Consider the following 23,228-nt stretch of genomic DNA (forward strand, 5'->3'; position numbering starts at 1 on the left):
AATGACCGACACCATCCGGTACGACCGCGGCGCCGACGGCATCGTCACGCTCACGCTGGACGACCCCACCCAGACCGCGAACACCATGAACCGGGCGTACGCCGCGTCGATGAGCGCCGCCCTCGACCGGTTGGAGGCCGAGCCCGATCTTGTCGGGGTCATCGTGACCAGCGCGAAGTCGACGTTCTTCGCGGGTGGTGACCTGCCGGAGATGATCAAGGCCACCCGCGCGGATGCCCCGGCTCTCAGCGACCTGCTCGGCACCATCAAACGGGACCTGCGCCGACTGGAGACGCTGGGCCGCCCGGTGGTGGCGGCGGTCAACGGCTCCGCGCTCGGCGGCGGTCTGGAGATCGCGCTCGCCTGCCACCACCGGATCGCGCTGGACGCGCCCGACAGCCGGCTCGGATTGCCCGAGGTGACCCTGGGTCTGCTGCCCGGGGCCGGCGGGGTCACCCGGACCGTACGGATGCTCGGCCTGGCCGGTGCGCTGACCACTGTGCTGCTCACCGGTCGGCGGATGCGACCGGCCGACGCCCTGGCCGCCGGGATCGTGGACGAGGTGGTCGCCACCGAGGCCGAACTGCTGGACTCCGCCCGTGCCTGGATCGCCGCCAACCCGCAGCCGAAGCAGCCGTGGGACCGACCGGACTACCGGATGCCCGGCGGCAGCCCGGCCAGCCGGTCCCTCGCCGCCCAGTTGCCCGCCTTCCCGGCGACACTGCGCAAACAGCTCAAGGGTGCCCGGCTGCCCGCACCGGAGGCGATCCTGGCCACCGCCGTGGAAGGCGCGCAGGTCGACGTGGACACCGCGCTCACAGTGGAGACCCGGCACCTGATCGGCCTGCTCACCGGGCAGGTCGCCAAGAACATGATCGGGGCGTTCTTCTTCGACCTGAAGGCCGTCAACGGCGGTGCCGCCCGACCGTCGGTGGACGTCGCACCGGTGCGGCGGGTGGCGGTGCTCGGGGCGGGCATGATGGGCGCGGGCATCGCGTACGCCTGCGCCAGCGCCGGTCTCGACGTGGTGGTCAGGGACGTCACGGCCGAGGCCGCCGGGCGGGCCCGGGAGCACGCCGAACGGTTGCTGACCCGCCGGGTCCGCAAGGGCCGGTCCACGGAGGCGGAAGCCCACGCGGTGCTGGACCGGATCACCACCACCGACCGGGTGGACGCGCTGACCGGCTGCGACGCGGTCATCGAGGCGGTCTTCGAGGACCCGGCGCTGAAGAAGGCCGTCTTCGCCGAGGTGCTGCCCGTGCTGGCACCCGACGCGCTGATCGCCTCCAACACGTCCACCCTGCCGATCACCGGGCTGGCCGAGGGGGTGGACCGCCCGGCCGACTTCATCGGCATGCACTTCTTCTCCCCGGTGGACCGGATGCCACTGCTGGAGATCGTGGTCGGCGAACGGACCGGCGACGCCGCGCTGGCCCGCGCGTTCGACCTGGGTCGCCGGATCGGCAAGACCCCGATCGTGGTCAACGACGGCCGGGGCTTCTTCACCAGCCGGGTGATCGGACAGTTCATGGACGAGGCGATCGGCATGGTCGCCGAGGGCGTCCCCGCCGCGTCGGTGGAGCAGGCCGCGTTGCAGGCCGGCTACCCGACCGGGCCGTTGGCGCTCGCCGACGAGGTCAGCCTCACCCTGATCCAGCGGATCCGCCGCCAGTTCGAGGCCGCCAGCGAGGAGTTCCTGCCGCTGCCCGCGCACCGGCTCGTGGACGAACTGGTCGACGCGTACGACCGGCCGGGACGCGCCGCCGGGCGCGGCTTCTACGCGTACGACGACGGCACCCGGGGCCGGTTGTGGCCCGGCCTCGCGGACCTGACCACCGACGCGGGACGGGCGGTGCCGTTCACCGACCTCCAGGAGCGGATGCTGTTCGCCGAGGCGCTCGACGCGCTGCGCTGCCTCGACGAGGGCGTGCTGCGGACCGAGACCGACGCCAACATCGGCTCGATCTTCGGCATCGGCTTCCCCGCCTGGACCGGAGGGGTGATCCGCTACGTCCGGCAGTACTCCGGCGGTCCGGCGGGCTTCGCGGCCCGCGCCACCGAGTTGGCCGACCGCTACGGCGACCGGTTCAGGCCGCCCGCCGACCTGGTCGACCGGCTCGCCGCCCGTACCGCCGAACCGGCCGGCGTCGCGTGACGGCCGCCTGGCCGAGCCCCGGCGGATCGGCGGCGGCCGACGACCCGGGCGCGGATGGACGCGGCGGGCCGCTCGCCGGGGTACGTGTCGTCGAACTGGCCAGCCTCGCCCCGGCCCCGTTCGGGTGCATGGTGCTCGCCGACCTGGGCGCGGACGTGGTGCGGGTGGACCGGCCGGGCGCACCCGGAGCGGGCCGGCTGGCCGCCCCGACCGGTGGCCCGTTGCAGCGCGGTCGGCGGGTCACCACGCTGGACCTGAAGACCCCGGACGGCGTGGCCGACCTGTTGCGTCTGGTCGACAGGGCGGACGTGCTGGTCGAGGCGTACCGGCCGGGGGTGGCCGAGCGGCTCGGCTTCGGCCCGCAGGTGTGCCGGACCCGCAACCCCCGACTGGTGTACGCGCGGATGACCGGCTGGGGTCAGGACGGCCCGCTGGCCGCCCGAGCCGGGCACGACATCGACTACATCGCGGTCGCCGGGGCGTTGGAGCCGCTGGGGCGCGCGGGCGAGCGCCCGTACGCCCCGATGAACCTGCTCGGCGACTTCGGCGGGGGCGGCATGCTGCTCGCCGTCGGAGTGCTGGCCGCACTGCTGGAACGGGAACGCTCCGGCGTCGGCCAGGTGGTCGACGCGGCGATGGTGGACGGTTCGGCCCTGCTCACCTCGTTCCTGCACGGGCTGCTCGGCACCGGCCTGTGGGCCGCGCCGCGCGGGCGCAACATCTTCGACGGTGGAGCGCCGTTCTACGACACGTACGCCACCTCGGACGGCGGATTCATGGCCGTCGGCGCGGTGGAACCGGCCTTCTACGCCGTACTCCTGGCCGGCCTCGACCTCGCCGACGACCCGGACCTGCCCGCGCAGTACGACCCGAGCGGCTGGGACGAGCTGCGGCGACGGTTCACCGAGCGGTTCGCCGAGCGCACCCGGGACGAGTGGACGGCGGTCTTCGCCGACCTGGACGCCTGCGTCGCGCCGGTGCTCGCTCCCGGCGAGGCGCACCGGCACCCGCACAACGCCGCCCGGGACACGTTCGTCGAGGTGGGTGGAGAGATCCAACCGGCGCCGGCACCCCGCTTCGACCGAACACCGACAACGCGCCCGACCCCAGCCCCCGACCCGGACCGAGACACCCAACCGGTCGACGACATCCTCACCGGGTGGCCCCCGCACCCACCCTCAAGTTGATCAAGGGGTGTGCGTCAAGGAGTCTCTTCTGACGCAAACCCCTTGATCAACCGCATTGGGCGGCGGGACGGGGACGGGGACGGGCGGTGGGCTGGGCGGCGGCGGTGGGGGCGGGCGTACCAGGTGGTGAAGAGGGCCACCGCCAGCAGCAGTTCGGCCAGGTCGCCGCCGTAGTACATGAGGTGGGCCGCCGACCGGAACGCCGCCGGATCGCTGTCGGTCAGGCCGGGCGGGAGCGTTTCGGCGTGCGCGTACAGGTACTTGGCCAGCACGGAGTGACCGGCCGCCGCGCCGATCAGCGCGCCGACCCGCACCGCCAGCCCGGGGCGTCGGGGCGCCGGGTCCGGTCCGGCCAGCGACCAGGCGAACAGGTACCCGGCCGCCAGGTAGTGCAGGTGCACGGCGTGGTGCAGGACCGGCTGCCGCTCGGCCACGGCGTACAGCGGGGTGAGCAGCACCAACGCCATCCCGCCGGTGGTCAACAGTGCGGCGGTGACCGGGTGGGCGAGCAGGTGCACTGCCCGGGAACGCAGCAGCCGACCGGTCGCCCGACGTACCGCCGATGGGGAGACCCGTAGCAGCAGCGTCACCGGCGCGCCGAGCACCAGCCCGAGCGGAGCCAGCATGCCGAGCAGCAGGTGTTGCGCCATGTGCCCGCGCGGATCGTCGGGGAGCCAGCCCGGCGACCCCACGGCGACGGCCAACAGGGCGCAGCCGACCAGCCACGCGGCGGTGCGCCGGTGGTCCCAACCACGCTGGTCGCGGACGGCGGCCACCATATAGACGCCCGCCAGCACCACGACCGGCAGGAGCGGCAACCAACCCGGCCCCTCCGCCGCGTGCCCGCCGTGCGCGAACACCGTCGGTTCCGTCATCGTCGGCCGTCACCCCGGGACCGGCTTCGCCACACCACCGCGATGCCGGCCAGCAGCAGCACCGCGCCGGCCACGTTCCACACCACGTCGTACGGAACCAGGTGTACGCCATAGCGGATCTGGTGCAGCCGCAGCACCTTGTGGTCGACCAGCCCGTCGAAGAGCTGGAAACCTCCGGCGCCGAGCAGGAGGCCACCCCAGGTCAGCCGGCTCGACAGAGCACCCCGTCGGCGCAGGTCGGCGAGCCAGAAGAAGCCGCCGACCAGGGCGACCACCTCGGCGGCGTGCAGCAGACCGTCGGAGAGCAGCGCCACCGACGGTGTGGACCGGTCGTAGAAGTGGTGCCAGGCGAGTAACTGGTGGAAGACGATCTCGTCCACCGCGGCCATGATCGCGACCCCGATCAGGACACCGACCAGGACGGACGAGCGCACCTCGACGACACGTGCCCCTGGCAGGCGCGACTCGGCCACCACACACCTCGCATCCATGTCAGGGAGCGACAAATACCCGAAAATGCCCGAGTCATGCCGTCACCGCGCTCAAGGTCATCACGAGTTCGGCGAAGTGGGGCGATCAACTGGGGCGGGATACCGCCACTTCGAGGAACTCGTGTGGATCACGCCCCAGGGCCCGGGCAGGGCCGGGCCGGACAGGGCCGGGCCGGACAGGGCCGGGCCGGACAGGGCCGGGCCGGGCGGGCCGGGCAGGGCCGGGCCGGGCCGGGCAGGGCCGGGCCGGGCCGGGCAGGGCCGGGCAGGGCCGGGCAGGGCCGGGCAGGGCCGGGCAGGGCCGGGCAGGGCGGTGCGGTGCGGGAGACCCGCGCGGGTGCCCGTTTCACGGCTCCGACACCCCGCGCGGCATGATCATGGAGCCTGGAGGGGCAGCGCAGGTCAGAGCCAGTCAAGGAGGTGCCCGTGCCGAACGCTGACGAACTCGTCGCCAACGCGCTCGCGGCGGTGCGCGGCACCGACGTACGGCAGGCCGAACGACAGCTGGACCAGCTGATGGTCGGCACCGGCGCGGCGGACGGCAGCACAGCGGTGGACGCGGCGTTGTCGGGCCGCCTGATCCGCGGTCTGAGCCGACTGTGGCCGCGCGGCTGGCAGCCGGCCGACGTGGACCGGATCGTCGACCGGCGGCTCGGCAGCCGTGCGGCACTGCTGGTCCGCGCGGCGATGGCCGCCCAGCGGCGTACCCAGCCCGAACCGGTCCCCACCTGGTGGGACGACCAGCTACGCGGGCTGACCGCCGACGTCCGCAGGACCGCCGACGTCCGCAGGACCGACGACGACGTGCTGGCCTCCTGGACGATTGCGGAGGGCCTGGACCGGGCCGACGCGCTCCGGACCGCTGTGGAGACTCTCGCGCTGCTGGAGAGCCTGCCGCCGATCGCGGTGCTGCGCCCACCGCCGGGCACGACCGGCGCGGTGACCGCCCGACCGGCGGGAGCGGCCCGCAGCGGGTCACCGATGCTCGACCGGGTACGGGCGTTGCTGGCCAAGGCCGAGTCGACGACCTTCCCGGCCGAGGCGGAGGCGTTGACCGCCAAGGCGCAGGAGTTGATCGCCCGGCACAGCATCGACGAGGCGCTGCTGGCCGCCGGGGCGGAGCGCGGCGACCAGCCCGGTGGGGTACGCCTGAGCACCGACACCCCGTACGCGGGCGCGAAGGCGCTGCTGGTGCAGGAGGTGGCGGCGGCGAACCGCTGCGAGGCGGTCTGGTCCGACGATCTCGGCTTCACCACCGTGCTGGGTTGGCCGGCGGATCTGGTGGCGGTGGAGCTGCTCTACACCTCGTTGCTGGTGCAGGCGACGGCCGCGATGCTGCGGGGGCGCGCCGAGCGGCGCTCGGGGTCGGGGCGGCGGACGAAGGCGTGGGACGAGTCCTTCCTCAACGCGTTCGCGCTGCGGATCGGCGAGCGGCTGCGTACGGCCACCGAGGCGGCGACCGAAGCGGCGGACCGGGCGACGGCCGAGACGACCGGGGCGGAGCGGCTGTTGCCGGTGCTCGCCGCACGGGGTGAGGCGGTCCGCGAGCGGCTGGACACGCTCTTCCCCGGCGTCACCCGGCATCGACTCAGCGTCCGGGACGCCGAGGGCTGGTCCTCCGGCACGTCGGCCGCCGACCGGGCGTCGTTGGACGTCGGCGGCGGGCGGAAGCCCCGGCAGGTGCCCGGCGGGCGTCCACCCGGGCGGCGCTGACCGCAGCGTCGCCGGCTCGACCGGCGTGGGAGCACCACCGGCGGAGATTTCTGGGATTTTCTTCGCTGAGCCGTAGGGAACGGGGCGACGACTCCGACCCTCCCGTGAGCCGCGCCCCGACCGGGGTGCGATCGAGGTCTGAGGAGCACCACTGTGAAGTACATGCTGCTGATCTGGAACCGGCCCGGCTTCACCGAGGAGCTGACCGAGCAGGACCGCACGGCCCTGTTCGGCGAGGTCGACGAGATCATGAAGGAGTTGACCGAGACCGGCGAGTTAATCGACGGCCAGGCGTTGGCCAACCCGGCGCAGACGGTGACGGTCCGGCTCGTCGGCGGCAGCCCGGAGGTCGTCGACGGGCCGTTCATGGAGAGCAAGGAGCAGTTCGCCGGGTATCTGACCGTCGACTGCGACAGCCCGCAGCGGGCCGCCGAGATCGCCGCCCGCTGGCCGGACGTGCGGTTCGGCGGCGCGATGGAGGTCCGTCCGGTGATGGAGCAGGCCGGGACGGAGATGTGACCGACGACCGGACGGTCGAGGACCTGCTGCGTACGCTCGCGCCGCAGGTCCTCGGCCTCCTGGTCCGCCGACACGGCCAGTTCGACAGGTGCGAGGACGCGGTCCAGGAGGCGCTGCTCGCCGCCGCGACGCAGTGGCCCGGGCAGGGCGTACCGGACAATCCCCGCGCCTGGCTGCTCACCGTCGCCACCCGTCGGCTCACCGACGAGTGGCGCAGCGAGAGCGCCCGCCGGGACCGCGAGGCGGCGGTGGCGTTGCGGGAGCCGGCGTACGCCGGGGTGTCGCCGCCCGCCGACGAGGAGCCGGCGGTGCCGGACGCCGACGACACGTTGACCCTGCTCTTCCTCTGCTGCCACCCGGCGCTGACCGGATCGGCGCAGGTGGCGCTGACGCTGCGCGCGGTCGGTGGTCTCAGCACCGCCCAGATCGCCCGGGCGCACCTGGTGCCGGAGGCGACGATGAGCCAGCGGATCCGCCGCGCGAAGCAGCGGATCGAGGCCGCCGGCGCCCGGTTCGACCTGCCCGCGCCGGGTGAGCGGGAGGAGCGGCTGCGGACGGTGCTGCGGGTGCTGTACCTGATCTTCAACGAGGGGTACACCGCGTCCAGCGGGCCGGATCTGCACCGGGCCGACCTGACCGCCGAGGCGATCCGGCTGGCCCGCATCCTGCACGGGCTGCTGCCCGACGACGGTGAGGTGGCCGGGTTGCTGGCGCTCATGCTGCTCACCGACGCGCACCGGGCGGCCCGGGTCGGCGCCGACGGGGACCTGGTGCCGTTGGCCGAGCAGGACCGCACCCGGTGGGACGCCGCCGCCATCGCGGAGGGGATCGCCCTGATCACGGAGGCGTTGACCTGGTCTCCGCCGGGCCCGTACCAGCTCCAGGCGGCGATCGCCGCGGTGCACGCCGAGGCGTCGACGGCGGCGGAGACGGACTGGCGGCAGATCGTCGCGCTCTACCGGCTGCTGGCCCGGATCGCCCCGAACCCGATGGTCACCCTCAACCAGGCGGTGGCGGTGGCCATGGTGGACGGGCCGCAGGCCGGGCTCACCCTGCTGACCGCGTTGGACGCCGACGAGCGCACCGCCGGGCACCACCGGCTCGCCGCCGTCCGGGCGCACCTGCTGGAGCTGGCCGGTGAACCGGAGGCGGCACGGGACGCGTACCTGGCGGCGGCACGCGGCACCACGAGCCTGCCCGAGCAGCGCTACCTGGAGTTGCGGGCCGCCCGACTGACCGGGCCACGCGCGCCCTAGGTCGTCGGGGTGGAGCGAGGTGTGCGCGTTCGCCCTGCTCGCCGATCAGACCGAGGAACTCTTTTGCCATTCGGCAACAGGCTTTGCGGATCGTTCCGGCGCCGGTCACAGTCGGTGGCGACACGCGGAGGAGCGACAGATGACCGAGCGGCACGAATTCGACAAGGACTACTGGGACCGGCACTGGCACCAGGCGCACCACGAGCGTCCCGACGCCGTGACCGGCACCCTCGCGCACCCGTACCTGGCTCGAGAGACCGCCGAGCTGACGCCGGGCACGGCCCTGGACGCCGGGTGCGGCACCGGCGCGGAGGCGGTCTGGCTCGCCTCGCACGGCTGGCGGGTGACCGGCGTCGACCTCGCCTCCGCCGCCCTCACCCGTGCCGCCGACCGAGCCGCGACCAGCGGGGTGTCCGACCGGGTGCGGTTCGTGGAGGCGGACCTGACGGTCTGGGAGCCGGGTGCCCGGTTCGATCTCGTCACCACCCACTATGCGCATCCCGCGATGCCGCAGCTGGCCTTCTACGACCGGCTCGCCGCCTGGGTGGCACCGGGCGGCGCCCTGCTCATCGTCGGGCACCTGCACGCGTCGGGCACCACCGGGCACGATCACCACCCGCCCACCGAGGCATCGGTCACGCTCGCGGACATCACCGCCGGTCTGGACAGCACCGCGTGGGAGGTCACCACCGCTGCGGAGCACCACCGCACGGTGACCGGACCCGGTGGGCACGAGAAGACGCTGCACGACGTCGTCGTACGCGCCACCCGACGCAGCTGACCACACCGCCGGCCGTCGGCGTTCCCCGACGGCCGGCGGCACGTGCTCAGACTTCGGGCTCGACGGCCGGGCAACCGGCGTCCCGAGCCGGCACCACCAGGTCGATCAGGTAGGCGTCGACGGTCTGCTGCACGCACGGGCTGCTGCTGTAGCTGCCGTGCCCCCACCCCTGGTACGTGAGCAGCACGCCGTGCCGGCCCAACTGCCGGGCCAGGTTACGAGCCCAGCCGTAACCGCTCGCCGGGTCGTGCACGGTGGCGGCGATCAGCAACGGCACGTCGGTGCGGACCCGTAACCGGTGCTGCGGGTTGGCCACCGGCGTCGGCGCGCCCAGGCAGGTGACCACCGCGAACAGCGCGGGCGGGTAGCGCAGGTCGGGCGCGAGCTGCGCGCTGCGGCGCAGATGTCCGGCGTACTCGCGGTAGTCGCGGACCGGCAGGCTCCAGTCCTGGCAGAAGACCGCGAAGGGGTACGGAGCCACCGCCTCGTCGGACAGCGGGCTGACGCGGGCGGCGCCGGCGCCCTCCAGCCTGACGATCCACTCGGCGAGCCCCGGCCACCGCCACGTGTCGTAGAGCTTCTTGTGGGCGAGCCGGCTCAGTTCGAACGGGGCGAGCGCCGCGCCGGCCCGGTCGGGGTCGGTCAGCGTGCCCCGCTCGGCCCGGGAATGCAGCCCGGCCCAGATCGCCCGTACGTCACTGTCGTGCAGCACACAGTCGGCGGAGCGGGCACACCAGGCGAGGAATTCGTCGAACGCCCCTTCCGCGGTGACGGCCTGGGTGTCCAGGAAGGCCCGGGTGCCGAGGCTGTGGTCCATGGCGGCCTCCAACACCATGGCCCGGACCCGGCCGGGGAACAGTTCGGCGTACCGCTGCCCGAGCAGGGTGCCGTACGAGCTGCCGTGGAAGGTGAGCTGCCGTTCGCCGAGCGCGGCACGGACCGCGTCCAGGTCACGGGCGGCACTGGTGGTGTCCACGTGGTCGTAGAGCGCACCGGTGCGGGCCCGGCAGTCGGCGCGCAGCAAGGCGTTGTTCTCCAGTGTGGCGTCGAAATGGGCGTGGTCGGCGATCACCTGCGGTTGCCGGCCGAGCAGGTCCCGCGAGCAGATCACCGGGTGGCTGCGTCCGGTGCCGCGCGGGTCGAAGCTGACGATGTCGAACCGGCGGCGCAGGTCGGGGCTGAACCGGGAACTGCCCTCCACCACCCGATCCACGCCGCTGTCCCCCGGTCCGCCGGGGCCGAAGAACAGCACCCCTTCCCGGACGGCCGGGTCCGCGGCCCGACGGGCCAACTCCAGGTCGAAGCGCTCACCCCGTGGTCGGTTCCAGTCGACCGGCAGCGACACTGTGCCGCACTCGGCGGTGGCGTCCTTGACGCAGGGCCGCCAGTCGATCGTCGGGGCGGGTTGTGGTCGGGCGGCGGCGGGGCTCGCCGGGGCCAGGCCGGTGGCAGTGAGGGCCAGGGTGACCGCCCAGGCGACTGCGGATTTGCGTACGCGCAGCATGAGGTGTTGTCCTCTCCGGGTAGGAGCGTTGCCGGTGTAACCCGCCCACTGGGCGGGGTGACGCTCTTCCACCCGGGCCGTCGAGTAGCCGCTCGGCGGCCCGGGGTCTGCGGCCGGGGTCAGTCGACCTCGGTCAGCACCCGTTCGACACTGTTCATCCGGGTCTCCATTCCGCTCAACCGCCCTTCCATCGCCGCGAGCAGTCGGGTGTTCTCCGCCTGGGCACGGGCGGCCGTCTCGGCGAGTTGGCGGTAGTCGTCCGCGCGGGCCGCCTCGTACCGGGCCCGCCGGGTCTTGGCGACCTGCACGACGGTCACCGTGAACACGCTGATGATCAGGGCGAAGATGCCGATCGCGCCGACCACCTCGGTCCAGTCGTGCTCGCTCATCCCGGTCACCGCGATCCTCCGGGCTGCTCGGCCGAGTCGGGCACGGTCAGCGTTTCGGCCGCCGCCGCGACGACGTGGGGAGTGAGTGTGAGCACGAACGGCTCCACCTCGTAGTAGTTCATGGCCTTCCCGTCCTCCGACAACTCCAGGCGAGCGGTGACCAGCCCGGCCGCCGCCAGCTTCCGTAGGTGGACCTGCAACAGCGCTCGGCTGATGCCCAGTTGCCGGGCCAGCCCGCTGACGTACGCACGCTCACGGGACAGCGCTGCCACGATCCGCAACCGATGCGGATTGGCCAGGGCGGCCAGCACCCGCACCAGGTCGTCGCCGGCCGGCGGTGGGGCACTGCTCACAACAAGCCCTCGCACATGCAAAAAGAAGCTAGCAGGTTGCGGCGCGCGACGGTGGGGAGCGAAGACGGAATCAGGGGGATCTCAGGGGCGCGAAAGCACCCGGACACACAGCACGCCGGGCCGGTGAAAGATCACCGACCCGGCGTGCGGGGTACGTCGTACGTCAGCTCTTGAAGGCGTCCTTGATCTTCTCGCCGGCCTGCTTGAGCTTGGCGGTCGACTGGTCGGCGCGACCCTCGGCCTCGAGCTGCTCGTTGTCGGTGGCCCGACCGGCGCCTTCCTTCAGCTTGCCGGCCGCGTCCTCGGTGGCGTTGTTGATCTTGTCGTCGAAACCCATTGCCAACCTCCATCGCAAGCGTCGCTACGACACCAGCAGTACCCCGTCGTCACCGGTCCAACCATTGCCGTCGTCACAGTCCGCGATCGACAGTGGCCGACCGGAACCGCCGCAGTCGCAGACTGTTGGCCACCACGAAGACCGAGGACAGCGCCATGGTCGCGCCGGCGATCATCGGGTTGAGCAGTCCGGCGGCGGCCAACGGCAGGGCCGCCACGTTGTAACCGAACGCCCAGAACAGGTTGCCCCGGATGATGCCGAGCGTGCGTCGGGACAACCGGATGGCGTCCACCGCGGCGTCCAGGTCGCCCCGGACGAGAGTGAGGTCGGACGCCTCGATCGCCACATCGGTGCCGGTGCCCATGGCCAACCCGAGGTCGGCCTGGGCCAGCGCCGGTGCGTCGTTGACCCCGTCACCGACCATCGCCACCGACCGTCCCTCGGCCTGGAGCCGCTTCACCACCTCGACCTTGCCGGCCGGCAACACCTCGGCGATCACCTCGTCGATGCCCACCTCGGCGGCGACCGCCCGGGCCACCGTGGTGTTGTCGCCGGTCAGCAGGACCGGGGTGAGCCCCAGCGCGCGCAGCCGGGCCACCGCCGCCCGGCTGGTCGGGCGGACCACGTCGGCGACCGCGAGCACACCCCGGGCCTGTCCGTCCCAACCGGCCACGATCGCCGTACGGCCGACGGCCTCCGCCTCGCTGACGGCCCACTCGACCTCGGGCGGCACGTCGATCTGCCGCTCCCGCAGCAGTCGGGCCCGGCCGACCAGTACGACCCGACCGTCCACGGTGCCGGTCACGCCCAAACCTTCGAGGTTACGGAAAGCGGTCACCGGAGGCAGCGCGCCGGCCTCGGCGGCACCTGCGGCGACCGCCCGGGCGATCGGGTGTTCGGAGGCGGCCTCCACCGCACCGGCGAGCCGCAGCAGCTCGGCCCGGTCCTCCCCGCTGGCCGGCACCACGTCCACCACTGTCATCCGGCCGGTCGTGACGGTGCCGGTCTTGTCCAGCACCACGGTGTCCACGCGGCGGGTGGACTCCAGCACCTCCGGACCCTTGATCAGCACACCGAGTTGGGCTCCCCTGCCGGTGCCGACCAGCAATGCCGTCGGGGTGGCCAGGCCGAGCGCACAGGGGCAGGCGATGATCAGCACGGCCACGGCGGCGGTGAACGCCGCGGTCGGGCCGGCTCCGGTGCCGAGCCACCAGCCGAGGGTGCCGACGGCCAGCGTGATGACGATCGGCACGAAGACACCGGAGATCCGGTCCGCCAACCGCTGCACGGCCGCCTTGCCGCTCTGCGCCTGCTCGACCAGGTCGGCCATCCGGGCGAGCTGGGTGTCCGCACCGACCCGGGTCGCGGTGACGACCAGCCGTCCGCCCGCGTTGATGGTGGCACCGACCACGCCGTCGCCGGGGCCGACCTCGACCGGCACCGACTCACCGGTGAGCATGCTGGCGTCGACGGCGGAGGTGCCCTCGTCGACCACCCCGTCGGTGGCGATCTTCTCCCCGGGGCGGACCACGAATCGGTCACCGACGGCGAGCCGGTCCACCGGGATCAGGGTCTCCACCCCGTCGCGCAGCACCGCCACCTCGCGGGCGCCGAGTTCGAGCAGGGCCCGCAGGGCCGCGCCGGCGGTGCGCTTGGAACGGGCCTCGAAGTAGCGCCCGGCCAGGATGAACACCGTCACTCCGGCGGCGGCCTCCAGGTAGATGTTGCCGGCGCCGTCGGTGCGGGTGATGTCGAAACGGAACGGGTGCGTCATCCCGGGCATGCCGGCGTCACCGAGGAACAGCGCCCAGAGCGACCACCCGAACGCGGCCAGGGTGCCGAGCGACACCAGGGTGTCCATGGTCGCCGCGCCGTGCCGCAGGTTAATCCAGGCGGCCCGGTGGAACGGCAGGCCGCCCCAGACCACCACCGGGGCGGCCAGGGTCAGCGACAGCCACTGCCAGTAGTCGAACTGCCAGGCCGGGACCATGGCCAGCAGCACCACCGGCACGCTCAGCGCCACCGAGACCCAGAGCCGGGTACGCGGGCCCTTCAGCGGGTCCACCGGCTGATCCTCGGTCGGCGGGCTGGGCAGCGCTGCCGTGTAGCCGGTCTTCTGCACCGTCTCGATGAGGTCGTCCGGGGTGACCCCGTCGACGTACCGGACCGTCGCCTTCTCGGTGGCGTAGTTGACGGTGGCGCTGACGCCGTCCATCCGGTTGAGCTTCTTCTCGATCCGGGCGGCGCAGGCGGCGCAGGTCATGCCGCCGATCGCCAATTCGATCCGGTGGGGTGCCTCGGGCAGCGGTCTGCTGCTGGTGGTGGTCATCGTCTGTCCCGTCAGTTGTGCCCGTGCCCGGGGGTGCCGTGGTCGGCGCTCTCGGTCGGCGCCGGTCCGCTCGGGCTTGGAACGGCCCCGGTCGAGGTGCCGTCGGTGACGACGGTGAACTCGGCGGTGTGCACCGCCCCACCGTGCCGGAAGTCGAGGTAGAGCCGGTAGGTACCGGCCGAGGGCACCTCGGCGAGGAAGGTGACCGCCGGACCGGGTCGGGTCCGCCCGTCCCCCGGTGTCCCGTCCGGGTGCACGTGCAGGTACGCCAGATCACCTCGGCGTAGCGCCACCAGGTGCCCGTACGCGCCCAGGTATGGCTCCAGGTCGGTGACCGGCTGCCCGTCCCGGCTCACGGTCAGGGTCAGCTCCGCCGTGCGGCCGGGCTCCGGCGCGCCGGTCAGGGTCACCGTGTAGCCGTCGACGGTGGTGCTGGTCGAGGGTGCCGGCAGTGGCCGTTCGGTCAGCTCGCCGGGGACTGTCACGTCCACACCGAGGGTCAGCGGCTCCGCCCCGGTCGGGGCGAAGTCGGCGAAGGCCCGCCACTGCCCGGCGCCGGCCAGCGGCGTGTCGACCCGCCAGGTGCCGTCCGGGGCCAGCTCGGGGTGCACGTGGCGGAAGCCGGAGAGGTCCCGCCGGGCGACGATCAGGTGCATCCGCCTGTCGTGCGCCACGTCGTAGCGGGTCACCGGGCGTCCGTCCGGCCCGACGATCCGGAAGGCGAACTCGTCGGCCGGAGCGTCGACGGTTTCGAGGGTGTAGCCGTTGTCGGAGACGAGCAGACCGCCGGGGAGGCGATCGGTCACCCCGCCCGCGTCGGTCGCCGGAGCAGCGCCTTCGTCGTGCCGGCTCTCGGCCGCCGGGGCACGGTCGACCACCCGGCCGATCCCGTACGTCGTGCCGAAGACCGCCGCCAGGCCGACGGCGAACCCGGCCAACCTCGTCACGGTGCGCATGGCGGCCCTCCGATCACGCGTCGACGAGGGTGTAGCCGGCCTCGTCGACGGCGGCCCGGACGACGTCGGTGTCCAACGGCTGGTCGCTGTCGACGGTCACCCGGCCGGTGGCGAGGTCGACCTGGACGTCGTGCACGCCCGCGATGCCGCCGACCTCGGCGGTGACCGCGCTGACGCAGTGCCCGCAGGTCATGCCCTGCACCTGGTACGTCGTGTTGACCATCAGAACGTCTCCCTTACCGGTACGGGGTGGGGGTATCCCCACCGGAAGCGACCGTACCATACCCCCCGGGGGTAGGCTATCCTTGCCGGCATGACCACACCCGCCCCGATCCGGGGGTACACCGCCAGCAAGGACCAGCTGCTCGCGCGACTCCGCCGTGTCGAGGGGCAGGTCCGGGGCATCGAGAAGATGGTCGACGACGACCGTTACTGCATCGACGTGCTCACCCAGATCTCCGCGATCCAGGCCGCCCTCGACAAGGTGGCGCTCGGGCTGCTCGACGGGCACGCCCGGCACTGCATGCACGAAGGGGCGGCCGAGGGCCGGGCCGACGAGATGGCCACCGAGATGATGGCGGCGGTCGGCCGGCTGATGAAGCGCGGCTGACCGGCCCGGCCGCAGTCCTGGCCGAGGCGCACCCGGCCTCAGTCCGGATCGAGGCGCACCCGGCGGAGCAGCTGCGCGTTGAGCGCCACCACGATGGTGGACGCGGACATCAGCACCGCGGCCACCGCCGGGCTCAACGCCACACCGGCCCAGGCCAGCACCCCCGCCGCGAGCGGCAGCGCCACCACGTTGTAGCCCGCCGCCCAGGCCAGGTTCTGACGCATCGTCCGGTACGACGCCCGGGACAGCCGGACCACGGCACCCACCCCGCGCGGGTCCGACGACGCCAGCACCACGCCGGCGGACTCGATCGCCACGTCGGTGCCCGCGCCGATCGCGATGCCGACGTCCGCCCGGGCCAACGCCGGCGCGTCGTTCACCCCGTCGCCGACCATCGCCACCGTCAACCCCCGCCGTTGCAGGTCGGCCACCCGCTCGTCCTTCTCCGCCGGCAGCACCTCCGCGAAGACCTCGTCGACGCCGGGTCGGAAGCCGAGTTCGGCGGCGACCGCCTCCGCCACCGGGCGGGCGTCACCAGTGATCATGGCGATGGTCCGGACCCCCTCGGCGCGCAGCTCGTCGACGGCCCGCCGGGCCTCCGGGCGCACCTCGTCGGTCAGCGCGAACGCGCCGAGCACGGCCTCCGGCAGCCGCACCAGGTGCAGCACCGCCGCTCCCCGAGCCGACCACCGGGTGGTCGCCGCCTCCAGCTCGGTCGGGAGGGTCAGGCCCAGTTCCCGCAGCAGCGCCGCACCGCCCACCGCGTACTCCGTACCGTCGACTGTCGCCCGCACACCGCGGCCCGGCAGCGACCGGAACCCGGCGGCCGGGCGCGGACCTGCGGGCCCGGCCGCCGCCACGATCGCGCGGGCCAGCGGATGCTCGCTGTCCGACTCGACGCCCGCCGCGATCCGCAGCGCCTCGTCCCGCTCCGTGCCTCGCACCGTCGCCACGTCGGTCACCGCGTGTTCGCCCCGGGTCAGCGTGCCGGTCTTGTCGAACAGCACCGCGCTCACGGTCCGCATCCGCTCCAACGCCAACCGGTCCTTCACCAGGATCCCGGACCGCGCGGCCAACGCGGTGGAGAGCGCCACGACGAGGGGAATGGCGAGACCGAGCGCGTGCGGGCAGGCGATCACCAGGACGGTGACCGCACGGACCACCGCCTCGTCGGCTCGACCGAGCGCGGCCCAGACCAGCACGGTCAGCACGGCCGTGCCGGTGGCCACGTAGAACAGCGCGGCGGCGAACCGGTCGGCCAACAGTTGGGCCCGCCCGCCGGAGCCCTGGGCCTGCGCGACCATCCGCTGGATGCCGGCGAGCGCGGTCTGTTCACCCAGCGCCTCGACGCGTACCCGGATCGCCGAGTCGGTGGCCACCGTGCCGGCCACCACCCGGCCACCCGCGGACCGGGCGACCGGCCGTGACTCACCGGTGATCATCGACTCGTCCAGCTCGGCGTCACCCTCGACGACGCGGCCGTCCGCCGGCACCCGACCGCCCGGACGGACCAGCACCACGTCACCGACCCGCAGGTCGGACACCGCCACCGCCTCGACCTGCCCGTCCGCCGCGACCCGCTCGGTCTCGTCGGGCAGCAGCGCGGCCAACGCCGCGAGCGCTCCCCGGGCCTGCCCGATGGCCTTCATCTCCTGCCAGTGGCCGAGCAGCATGATGGTGACCAGCGCGGCCAACTCCCACCAGAAGTCCAGGTCGAAGGCGCCCACGCTGGTCGCCAGGGACGCCGCGTAGGCGACGGTGATCGCCATCGCGACCAGCAGCATCATTCCGGGCGCGCGGTCCCGCACCTCCCGCACCGCACCCACGAGGAACGGCCGGCCGCCCCACCAGAACACCACCGAGCCGAGCACCGGGCCCACCCAGGCGCGGCCGGGTACGTCCCAGCCCGGGCCCCACTGATCCCACACCAGGTGGCTGGTCAGGACCACCGGGACGGTGAGGGCCAGGCAGACCCAGAAGCGCCGACGGAACATCTCGGGGTCGTGCCCGGCGTGCTTGTCGTGCCCGGCGTGCTCGCCGTGCTGCGCCGGCGCGGCCGGGACGTGCCGGCCGGGGTCGGGCGGTGACGACGCGGGCATGTCTCCACGATGCCGGTCCGCGGACCGCCACGCCGACGGTTCCACCACCGACACTCCGTCACGACCTGCGTCCCCCGATCGTGCTGGTTAGCATTCCCCACGATGACCCCCGGTGGACCGAGGCACGAACGGACACCCGCGCCGCCGCGCGGTGCTGTCGCGGCCGGCTGGTCGGGTCGGATCCTGACCGTGCGTGACCGAGCGGTCGTCAGCCGGCGAACCGTCGCGTTCCCCCACCACGTTTCCGCAGTGACGGTGAACCGACCGGCCCACTGACACGTACCCCGCACTGGATCGTTGGGAGTCTCACCTTGGGTTCCGACCACGCCCGTCCCGCTCCGTCCGCCCCGCCGAGGGTGCGACGGATCCTCGTCATGACCGTGGTGCCCCTCTTCGTCGCCACCGTGATCGCGGCCCTGGTCCTCTGGCCGCGCGGCGGGTCACCGCAGTCCGACGGCGAGGCGGACGTGCCGCGCTACAGCGGCACGGTGACCCGGGTGGTGATGGAGCCGTGCCCGCCGTCGCCGTCGAGTCCCGAGGGCACACCGCGCGTCGGCGACGGGCGCTGTGGCACTGTCGACGTCCGCGTGGACGACGGGCCGTCGGCCGGCCAGCAGGTCGAGACGCCCGTGCCCGACGGGCCGGGCGCGCCCCGGGTGGAGGTCGGCGACGAGGTCATCCTGGTCGAGTTGACCGACCCCACCGACCCCACCATCAGCAACTGGAACGTCGCCGAGCACCAGCGGGGCACCCCGATGCTGTGGTTGGCTGTCGTCTTCGCCGCCGCGATCGTCGCGTTCGGCCGATGGCGGGGTCTCGCGGCGCTCGCCGGGCTGGCCGCCAGCTTCGCCATCCTGCTCACCTTCGTGTTGCCGGGTATCGGCGCGGGGAAGTCACCCCTGCTGGTGGCGGTGGTCGGTGCCGCCCTGATCATGTTCGTGGTGCTCTACCTGACACACGGGGTCACCGCACAGACCTCGGTAGCGGTGCTCGGCACCCTGGGCAGCCTGGTGTTGACCGGGGTGCTCGCCACCATCGCCACGGCCGCGACCCACCTCACCGGCTTCGGCAGCGAGGAGGCCACCACCCTGTCGATGTTCCAGGGCGACGTGGACCTGCACGGCCTGCTGCTCGCCGGCATCATCATCGGATCGCTCGGGGTGCTCGACGACGTGACAGTCACCCAGGCGGCCACCGTCACCGAGCTGGCCCACGCCAACCCCGGCCTGACCCGGTTGCAGCTGTACCGTGCGGCAACCCGGGTCGGTCGGGCGCACATCGCGTCCACTGTCAACACCATCGTGCTGGCGTACGCGGGCGCGTCGCTGCCGCTGTTGCTCCTGCTCACCGCCGACTCCCGACCGATCGGGCAGATCCTCACCAGCGAATTCCTCGCCCAGGAGATCGTCCGCAGCGCGGTCGCCACCCTCGGCCTGATCGCCGCCGTGCCGCTGACCACCGGCCTGGCCGCGCTGGTGACCGCCGCCGGTCGCACGGACACCACGTCGCCCGCCGACGCCGCCGCCCCGCGACCGCGGACGGACCGGGCTGAGACGCTGGCCGCACTGATCTCACCGCGAACGGGTCACCCCGACGAGTCGGACCCGACGCGGCCCTCACCCCCATCTACCGCCGCCGACCGGTGGCCGGAGCCGAACAGGAGCACGGATACGACATGGTGACACTCCTCAGCGTGACCAGATCGGGCCTCCACCCTGAGAACCGCGTCACTGGTCACTCACCGCTATGGCGAAATGACGCTTTTGGTCGGCATCCAGGCGTAGCTCACCCGACCGACTCTCGGGTAACCTCGCTCGCGGTCACCGATGAAGGCGCGAAGCGGCGTCTGCGGTGCCACCGCCCAATCGCCAACCGGCGAGCCGGGGACCCAGGTACGTGGGGTGAATCCGCGTCAGCGGTAGGGGCCACTTCCGCCCCGAACCCGTCAGCTAACCCGGTCGGCGGTCGAGGGAAGGGAACATTGTGACGGCACCCCTACGCCGCTGGTTGACACCCGTGGTGGCCGTGATCGCCGCACTGACCGTGCTCGCCGGGCCCCTCCCGGCCCACGCCGCCCCGACGACTCCCACCCCGTCCGGGCACGAGGAGGACGGCGAGCCGAAGCTGCTCACCGACGTCATCGAGCAGGCCAACCGCGACTACTCCGCAGCCAAGTCCCAATTGGACAAGTCCAAGAAGCGGCAGGGCGACCTGGCGCGGGAAGTCGATCGGGCCCGGGCCGACCTGGACGCGCTGACCCCACAGGTCGGGCAGATCGCCGCCCAGTCGTACCGGACCGGCCGCATCGGCGCGCTCGCGATGCTGTTGGAGAGCAAGGCCCCGGACGCGTTCGTCCAGCGCGCCTCGCTGCTCGACGAGATGAACATGGTCAACGAGAAGAAGCTCGCCGAGGTCAACGCGGTGAAGGCCCGCGCGGAGCAGGCCAAGCAGCTTCTCGACGCGGAGGTCCGCGAGCAGCAGAAGCAGACCGCCCTGATGGCGAAGCGCAAGAGCGAGGCGGACAAGGCGCTGTCCCTCGTCGGCGGGAAGGGCTTCACCGGCGGCCTGGTCGACGCCACGTCACCGGTTGCCAAGATCGGCCCTGGCCGCACCGCCGACGGCGACTGGAAGCCGCAGTCGTGCAGCGAGAAGGACCCCACCACGTCCGGTTGCGTCACGCCCCGCACGCTGCACGCGTACAAGGAGGTCAAGCGGGCCGGCTTCAACCGGTTCGTCGGCTGCTACCGCTCCGGTGGGCCGTGGGAGCACCCGAAGGGCCGCGCCTGCGACTGGTCGCTGCAGAAGAGCGGCTTCTCGCCGTGGCACAACGAGGACACCCGGAAGTACGGCAACAACGTCGCCGCGTTCCTCATCCGCAACGCCGACCGGCTGGGCATCTACTACGTGATCTGGAACCGGCAGATCTGGTTCCCGGCGACCGGCTGGAAGTCGTACAGCGGGCCGTCGAACCACACCGACCACGTCCACATGTCGCTGCTCTGACCCGCAGGGCCTTGGCCGAGGGCCGTTCCGCGTCGCGCGGAACGGCCCTCGTCGCGTCAGGCCGCGAAAGGCGCGGCCCCTGTCACGTCAGGCCGCGAAGGGCGCGACTCTCGTCGCGTCAGGCCGCGGCGGGCGCGGCCGGGTCGGTGCCGAGCGTCGTGAGGTCGGCCGGCACGGCGGCCACCGGGCGCACCTCTCCGGCGGCGAGCCGGTACGACACACCCACCACCGCGCACCGCCCCTGCGCCACCTCGCCGGCCAGCACGGGCGACTGCCCGAGCACCGTCTCGACGGTCTGTGCGATGTGGATGTCGACGATGCCGTCGATGTCGCGCACACCCTCGGCCTCGGCCCGGCGCAGGCTGGGCAGCACTGCGTCGACCACTGCGGGCAGGTGCCCCGGCGGCCGGGCACCGGTCGCGGCGGCCTCCCGGGCCGCCTGCACCGCGCCGCACGAGTCGTGACCGAGCACCACCACGAGCGGGGTGCCGAGCACAGTCACCGCGTACTCCACGCTGCCGAGCACCTCAGGGCCGGCGGTGTGGCCGGCGGTCCGCACCACGAACAGGTCACCCAGCCCACGGTCGAAGATGATCTCGGCGGCCAGGCGCGAGTCGGAGCAACCGACGATCACCGCGAACGGGTGCTGCCCGTCGGCCACGGCGGCCCGGCGCCCGGCGTCCTGGTTGGGGTGGCGAGGAGCGCCGTCGACGAAGCGCCGGTTGCCGGCGACCAACTCGGTGTACGCCCGAGCCGGCGCGCTCGGCGCGGCTGCCCGGTCAGTGGTTCGCTGCGGCCCCGGCTGCCCACCGGTAGTTCCGGAATGACTCATTCCCGCACCTCGTCTCGATGCATCTGACCTGGTCAAACGGCTTCAGGTGGGCCGGCGGCGGGCGCCGGCTCGGGGTCAACGGTCACACGCACCGAAAAACGCGTCAAGGGATGCGTGATATAGATTTCATACGTTGACCCCGAATCGACCCGCGGGCGACGCACCGAGGACGGGCATCCGGAGAGGTGGTCACACGATGACGAACACGTCGACCGGCAGCGGGCGGAACTGGACATTCCTCACCAACCACGGTCACGTCCTGCTGGCCATCGCCCGCGACCCCACCGCCCGACTGCGGGACGTCGCCGCCGAGGTCGGGGTGACCGAACGCGCCGCGCAGGCGATCGTCGCCGACCTGGAGGCGGACGGATACCTGCACCGCACCCGCGTCGGCAGGCGCAACGAATACACCCTCAACCCGGCCGGCCGGTTCCGGCACCCCGCCGAGGCCGACCGTCAGGTCGGCGCGCTGCTCGCACTGTTCGCCGAGACGCCCACCGCGGAGACCGACCCCCAGGCCGGATCCTAGGGCCGTTGCCCGACCGGGCACGGCGGTAATCTCTGCGGGTGCGCGAATGCCCGCCGTCGAGCGCGACCCCCTCGTCCCGCCCCGCCACCCGCGCTGTCCTCAGTGGAATGGTGGCGCTTCTGCTCGGCACCGGCCTGGTGGCACCCACCCCGGCCACCGCCGCACCCCCCACCTGCGGTCCCGCGGGCGAGGAGGGCCTGGCACAGATGCCGTGGGCGCTACGCCGACTGGAACCAGCCTCGGCGTGGCCGCTGTCCCGCGGCGCCGGAGTGACGGTGGCGGTGATCGACTCCGGGGTCTCCGCGACCCACCCGCTGCTCCGCGGTCAGGTGCTCGACGGTCGCGACTTCAACAACCTGCCGGCCAACAAGGGCCAGTGCGACCTCGTCGGGCACGGCACGATGATCGCCGGCATCATCGCCGGACGGGAGGGCACCGGCGTCCCGTTCAGCGGCATCGCCCCGGCCGCCCGCATCCTCCCCATCCGGGTCCTGCCGGACCTCAAGGACACCGCCGACCCGCAGCTACCCGGGCAGATCGCCGCCGCGATCGACTGGGCGGTCGCACAGGGCGCCGACGTGATCAACCTGTCCCTGACGACCATTCCCGGCCCGGAACTCACCGCCGCCGTCGACCGGGCGTTGGCCAAGCGGGTGGTGCTCGTCGCCGCCGCCGGCAACCAGCAGGAGGGGCAGCAGAGCAGGCCGGGTTATCCAGCCGCGTACCCCGGGGTGCTGGCCGTCGGCGGGGTCGACGAGGAGGGCGGTCACGTCGGCACCTCGATCAGCGGTGACTACGTCGACATCGCCGCGCCGGGGCTGAACATCATCGGGCCGGCGCCACGGGGGGCCGGCTACCGCGCCGAGCCGAACGGCGGCACCAGCTACGCCGCCGCGTACGTCTCGGGTGCGGCCGCGCTGGTCCGGGCCGCCTACCCCGACCTCACCCCGGAACAGATCGCCGAACGACTGGAACGCACCGCCGACAACCCGCCGGAAGGTCACAACGCCGACATCGGTTACGGCATGGTCAACCCGTACCGGGCGGTGTCGAGCATCCTGGGCACCCGGACGAACCCGCCCGCCAGCGCGATCCCCGCGCCGATGGCACCGGACGACCCGTTGGGCTGGCAACGCACGGCCGCGATCTGGACGGCGCTGATCGGCGGGCTGATCGCCGCGCTGCTGCTGATCGGGCGACCGGTCGTCAGCCGGGGCCGCGAACGAGGTTGGCGCCCGGGCCGACGCACCGACGCGTCGACCGCCGGCTGACCCGCCGGGTCGGCAGCACCTCGCCGGGGCAGAAACACT

General features: G+C 73.1%; 22 protein-coding genes and 1 riboswitch. Of the genes, 11 read left to right on the forward strand and 11 right to left on the reverse strand.

Features of this window, described 5'->3' with window-relative positions; genetic code table 11:
* The first annotated feature begins 1 nt into the window (after position 1).
* Entirely contained in the window at positions 2–2,155 is a 2,154-nt protein-coding gene (locus GA0070612_RS03520; RefSeq protein ID WP_088986606.1) for a 3-hydroxyacyl-CoA dehydrogenase NAD-binding domain-containing protein, read from the forward strand.
* On the forward strand, positions 2,152–3,342 hold the full coding sequence (locus tag GA0070612_RS03525; RefSeq protein ID WP_088986607.1) for a CaiB/BaiF CoA transferase family protein: 1,191 nt from the start codon (positions 2,152–2,154) through the stop codon (positions 3,340–3,342). Before GA0070612_RS03520 ends, GA0070612_RS03525 begins: the two co-directional genes overlap by 4 nt.
* Positions 3,343–3,356: 14 nt before the next feature.
* Here GA0070612_RS03525 and GA0070612_RS03530 read toward each other — a convergent pair whose 3' ends face one another.
* Together GA0070612_RS03530 and GA0070612_RS03535 are read right to left on the reverse strand one after the other, a co-directional pair.
* A complete protein-coding gene (locus GA0070612_RS03530; protein WP_088986608.1) occupies positions 3,357–4,217 on the reverse strand; it encodes a cytochrome c oxidase assembly protein in 861 nt (286 codons plus the stop codon).
* Positions 4,214–4,690: a DUF2243 domain-containing protein gene (locus tag GA0070612_RS03535; protein ID WP_197699302.1), complete on the reverse strand. Its 477-nt coding sequence runs from the start codon at positions 4,688–4,690 to the stop codon at positions 4,214–4,216. The genes GA0070612_RS03530 and GA0070612_RS03535 overlap by 4 nt, the downstream gene beginning before the upstream one ends.
* A gap of 444 nt (positions 4,691–5,134) precedes the next feature.
* Between GA0070612_RS03535 and GA0070612_RS03545 the strand changes: the two genes are divergently transcribed.
* From GA0070612_RS03545 to GA0070612_RS03560, 4 genes are all read left to right on the forward strand, one after another.
* Entirely contained in the window at positions 5,135–6,421 is a 1,287-nt protein-coding gene (locus tag GA0070612_RS03545; RefSeq protein WP_088986611.1) for a DUF2786 domain-containing protein, read from the forward strand.
* Positions 6,422–6,583: 162 nt separating this feature from the next.
* Entirely contained in the window at positions 6,584–6,940 is a 357-nt protein-coding gene (locus tag GA0070612_RS03550) for a YciI family protein (protein ID WP_231924588.1), read from the forward strand.
* Positions 6,937–8,196: an RNA polymerase sigma factor gene (locus GA0070612_RS03555; RefSeq protein ID WP_088986613.1), complete on the forward strand. Its 1,260-nt coding sequence runs from the start codon at positions 6,937–6,939 to the stop codon at positions 8,194–8,196. Before GA0070612_RS03550 ends, GA0070612_RS03555 begins: the two co-directional genes overlap by 4 nt.
* 139 nt (positions 8,197–8,335) lie before the next feature.
* On the forward strand, positions 8,336–8,977 hold the full coding sequence (locus tag GA0070612_RS03560) for an SAM-dependent methyltransferase (protein WP_088986614.1): 642 nt from the start codon (positions 8,336–8,338) through the stop codon (positions 8,975–8,977).
* A gap of 46 nt (positions 8,978–9,023) precedes the next feature.
* On the opposite strand, the gene GA0070612_RS03565 is transcribed toward GA0070612_RS03560, so the two are convergent.
* The 7 genes from GA0070612_RS03565 to GA0070612_RS03595 form a co-directional block, all read right to left on the reverse strand.
* Positions 9,024–10,481 carry an alpha/beta hydrolase gene (locus GA0070612_RS03565; protein WP_088986615.1) on the reverse strand — a complete coding sequence of 486 codons (1,458 nt, stop codon included), beginning with the start codon at positions 10,479–10,481 and terminating at the stop codon, positions 9,024–9,026.
* A gap of 119 nt (positions 10,482–10,600) precedes the next feature.
* Positions 10,601–10,870: a hypothetical protein gene (locus GA0070612_RS03570; RefSeq protein WP_157742418.1), complete on the reverse strand. Its 270-nt coding sequence runs from the start codon at positions 10,868–10,870 to the stop codon at positions 10,601–10,603.
* Between the two features lie 5 nt (positions 10,871–10,875).
* Positions 10,876–11,223: an ArsR/SmtB family transcription factor gene (locus tag GA0070612_RS03575; protein WP_088986617.1), complete on the reverse strand. Its 348-nt coding sequence runs from the start codon at positions 11,221–11,223 to the stop codon at positions 10,876–10,878.
* A gap of 163 nt (positions 11,224–11,386) precedes the next feature.
* Positions 11,387–11,560: a CsbD family protein gene (locus tag GA0070612_RS03580; protein ID WP_088986618.1), complete on the reverse strand. Its 174-nt coding sequence runs from the start codon at positions 11,558–11,560 to the stop codon at positions 11,387–11,389.
* Between the two features lie 73 nt (positions 11,561–11,633).
* The gene (locus GA0070612_RS03585; RefSeq protein ID WP_088986619.1) at positions 11,634–13,889 is read right to left on the reverse strand and encodes a heavy metal translocating P-type ATPase; all 2,256 of its coding nucleotides are present in this window, start codon (positions 13,887–13,889) and stop codon (positions 11,634–11,636) included.
* 11 nt (positions 13,890–13,900) lie between these two features.
* Positions 13,901–14,845 carry a hypothetical protein gene (locus GA0070612_RS03590; RefSeq protein WP_088986620.1) on the reverse strand — a complete coding sequence of 315 codons (945 nt, stop codon included), beginning with the start codon at positions 14,843–14,845 and terminating at the stop codon, positions 13,901–13,903.
* A gap of 13 nt (positions 14,846–14,858) precedes the next feature.
* Complete coding sequence (locus GA0070612_RS03595; RefSeq protein ID WP_088986621.1) at positions 14,859–15,068, reverse strand: heavy-metal-associated domain-containing protein; 210 nt, start codon at positions 15,066–15,068, stop codon at positions 14,859–14,861.
* Positions 15,069–15,158: 90 nt separating this feature from the next.
* Here GA0070612_RS03595 and GA0070612_RS03600 point away from each other — a divergent pair, with 90 nt between their 5' ends.
* Positions 15,159–15,455 (forward strand): metal-sensitive transcriptional regulator, encoded by a 297-nt coding sequence (locus GA0070612_RS03600; protein WP_088986622.1) that lies wholly within the window; start codon positions 15,159–15,161, stop codon positions 15,453–15,455.
* A gap of 38 nt (positions 15,456–15,493) precedes the next feature.
* On the opposite strand, the gene GA0070612_RS03605 is transcribed toward GA0070612_RS03600, so the two are convergent.
* Positions 15,494–17,554, reverse strand: a complete 2,061-nt coding sequence (locus GA0070612_RS03605) for a heavy metal translocating P-type ATPase (RefSeq protein WP_088991246.1) — start codon at positions 17,552–17,554, stop codon at positions 15,494–15,496.
* Between the two features lie 311 nt (positions 17,555–17,865).
* On the opposite strand from GA0070612_RS03605, the gene GA0070612_RS03610 reads away from it, so the two are divergent.
* Complete coding sequence (locus GA0070612_RS03610) at positions 17,866–19,236, forward strand: YibE/F family protein (RefSeq protein ID WP_088986623.1); 1,371 nt, start codon at positions 17,866–17,868, stop codon at positions 19,234–19,236.
* A 166-nt stretch (positions 19,237–19,402) separates the two neighbouring features.
* Positions 19,403–19,533, forward strand: a riboswitch (cyclic di-AMP (ydaO/yuaA leader).
* 4 nt (positions 19,534–19,537) lie between these two features.
* The gene (locus tag GA0070612_RS03615; protein WP_088986624.1) at positions 19,538–20,557 is read left to right on the forward strand and encodes a coiled-coil domain-containing protein; all 1,020 of its coding nucleotides are present in this window, start codon (positions 19,538–19,540) and stop codon (positions 20,555–20,557) included.
* A 118-nt stretch (positions 20,558–20,675) separates the two neighbouring features.
* Here the strand turns inward: GA0070612_RS03615 and GA0070612_RS03620 are convergent, their stop codons facing one another.
* Positions 20,676–21,389, reverse strand: coding sequence for a carbonic anhydrase (locus GA0070612_RS03620; RefSeq protein WP_088986625.1), 714 nt, complete (start codon positions 21,387–21,389; stop codon positions 20,676–20,678).
* Positions 21,390–21,585: 196 nt separating this feature from the next.
* Here GA0070612_RS03620 and GA0070612_RS03625 point away from each other — a divergent pair, with 196 nt between their 5' ends.
* Both GA0070612_RS03625 and mycP read left to right on the forward strand, forming a co-directional pair.
* Positions 21,586–21,918, forward strand: a complete 333-nt coding sequence (locus tag GA0070612_RS03625; RefSeq protein WP_088986626.1) for a helix-turn-helix transcriptional regulator — start codon at positions 21,586–21,588, stop codon at positions 21,916–21,918.
* Between the two features lie 107 nt (positions 21,919–22,025).
* The gene (gene mycP / locus GA0070612_RS03630; protein ID WP_231924458.1) at positions 22,026–23,189 is read left to right on the forward strand and encodes a type VII secretion-associated serine protease mycosin; all 1,164 of its coding nucleotides are present in this window, start codon (positions 22,026–22,028) and stop codon (positions 23,187–23,189) included.
* Positions 23,190–23,228 lie beyond the last annotated feature (39 nt).

Origin of the sequence: Micromonospora chokoriensis (assembly GCF_900091505.1) — a bacterium.
GTDB classification, from domain to species: Bacteria; Actinomycetota; Actinomycetes; order Mycobacteriales; family Micromonosporaceae; genus Micromonospora; species Micromonospora chokoriensis.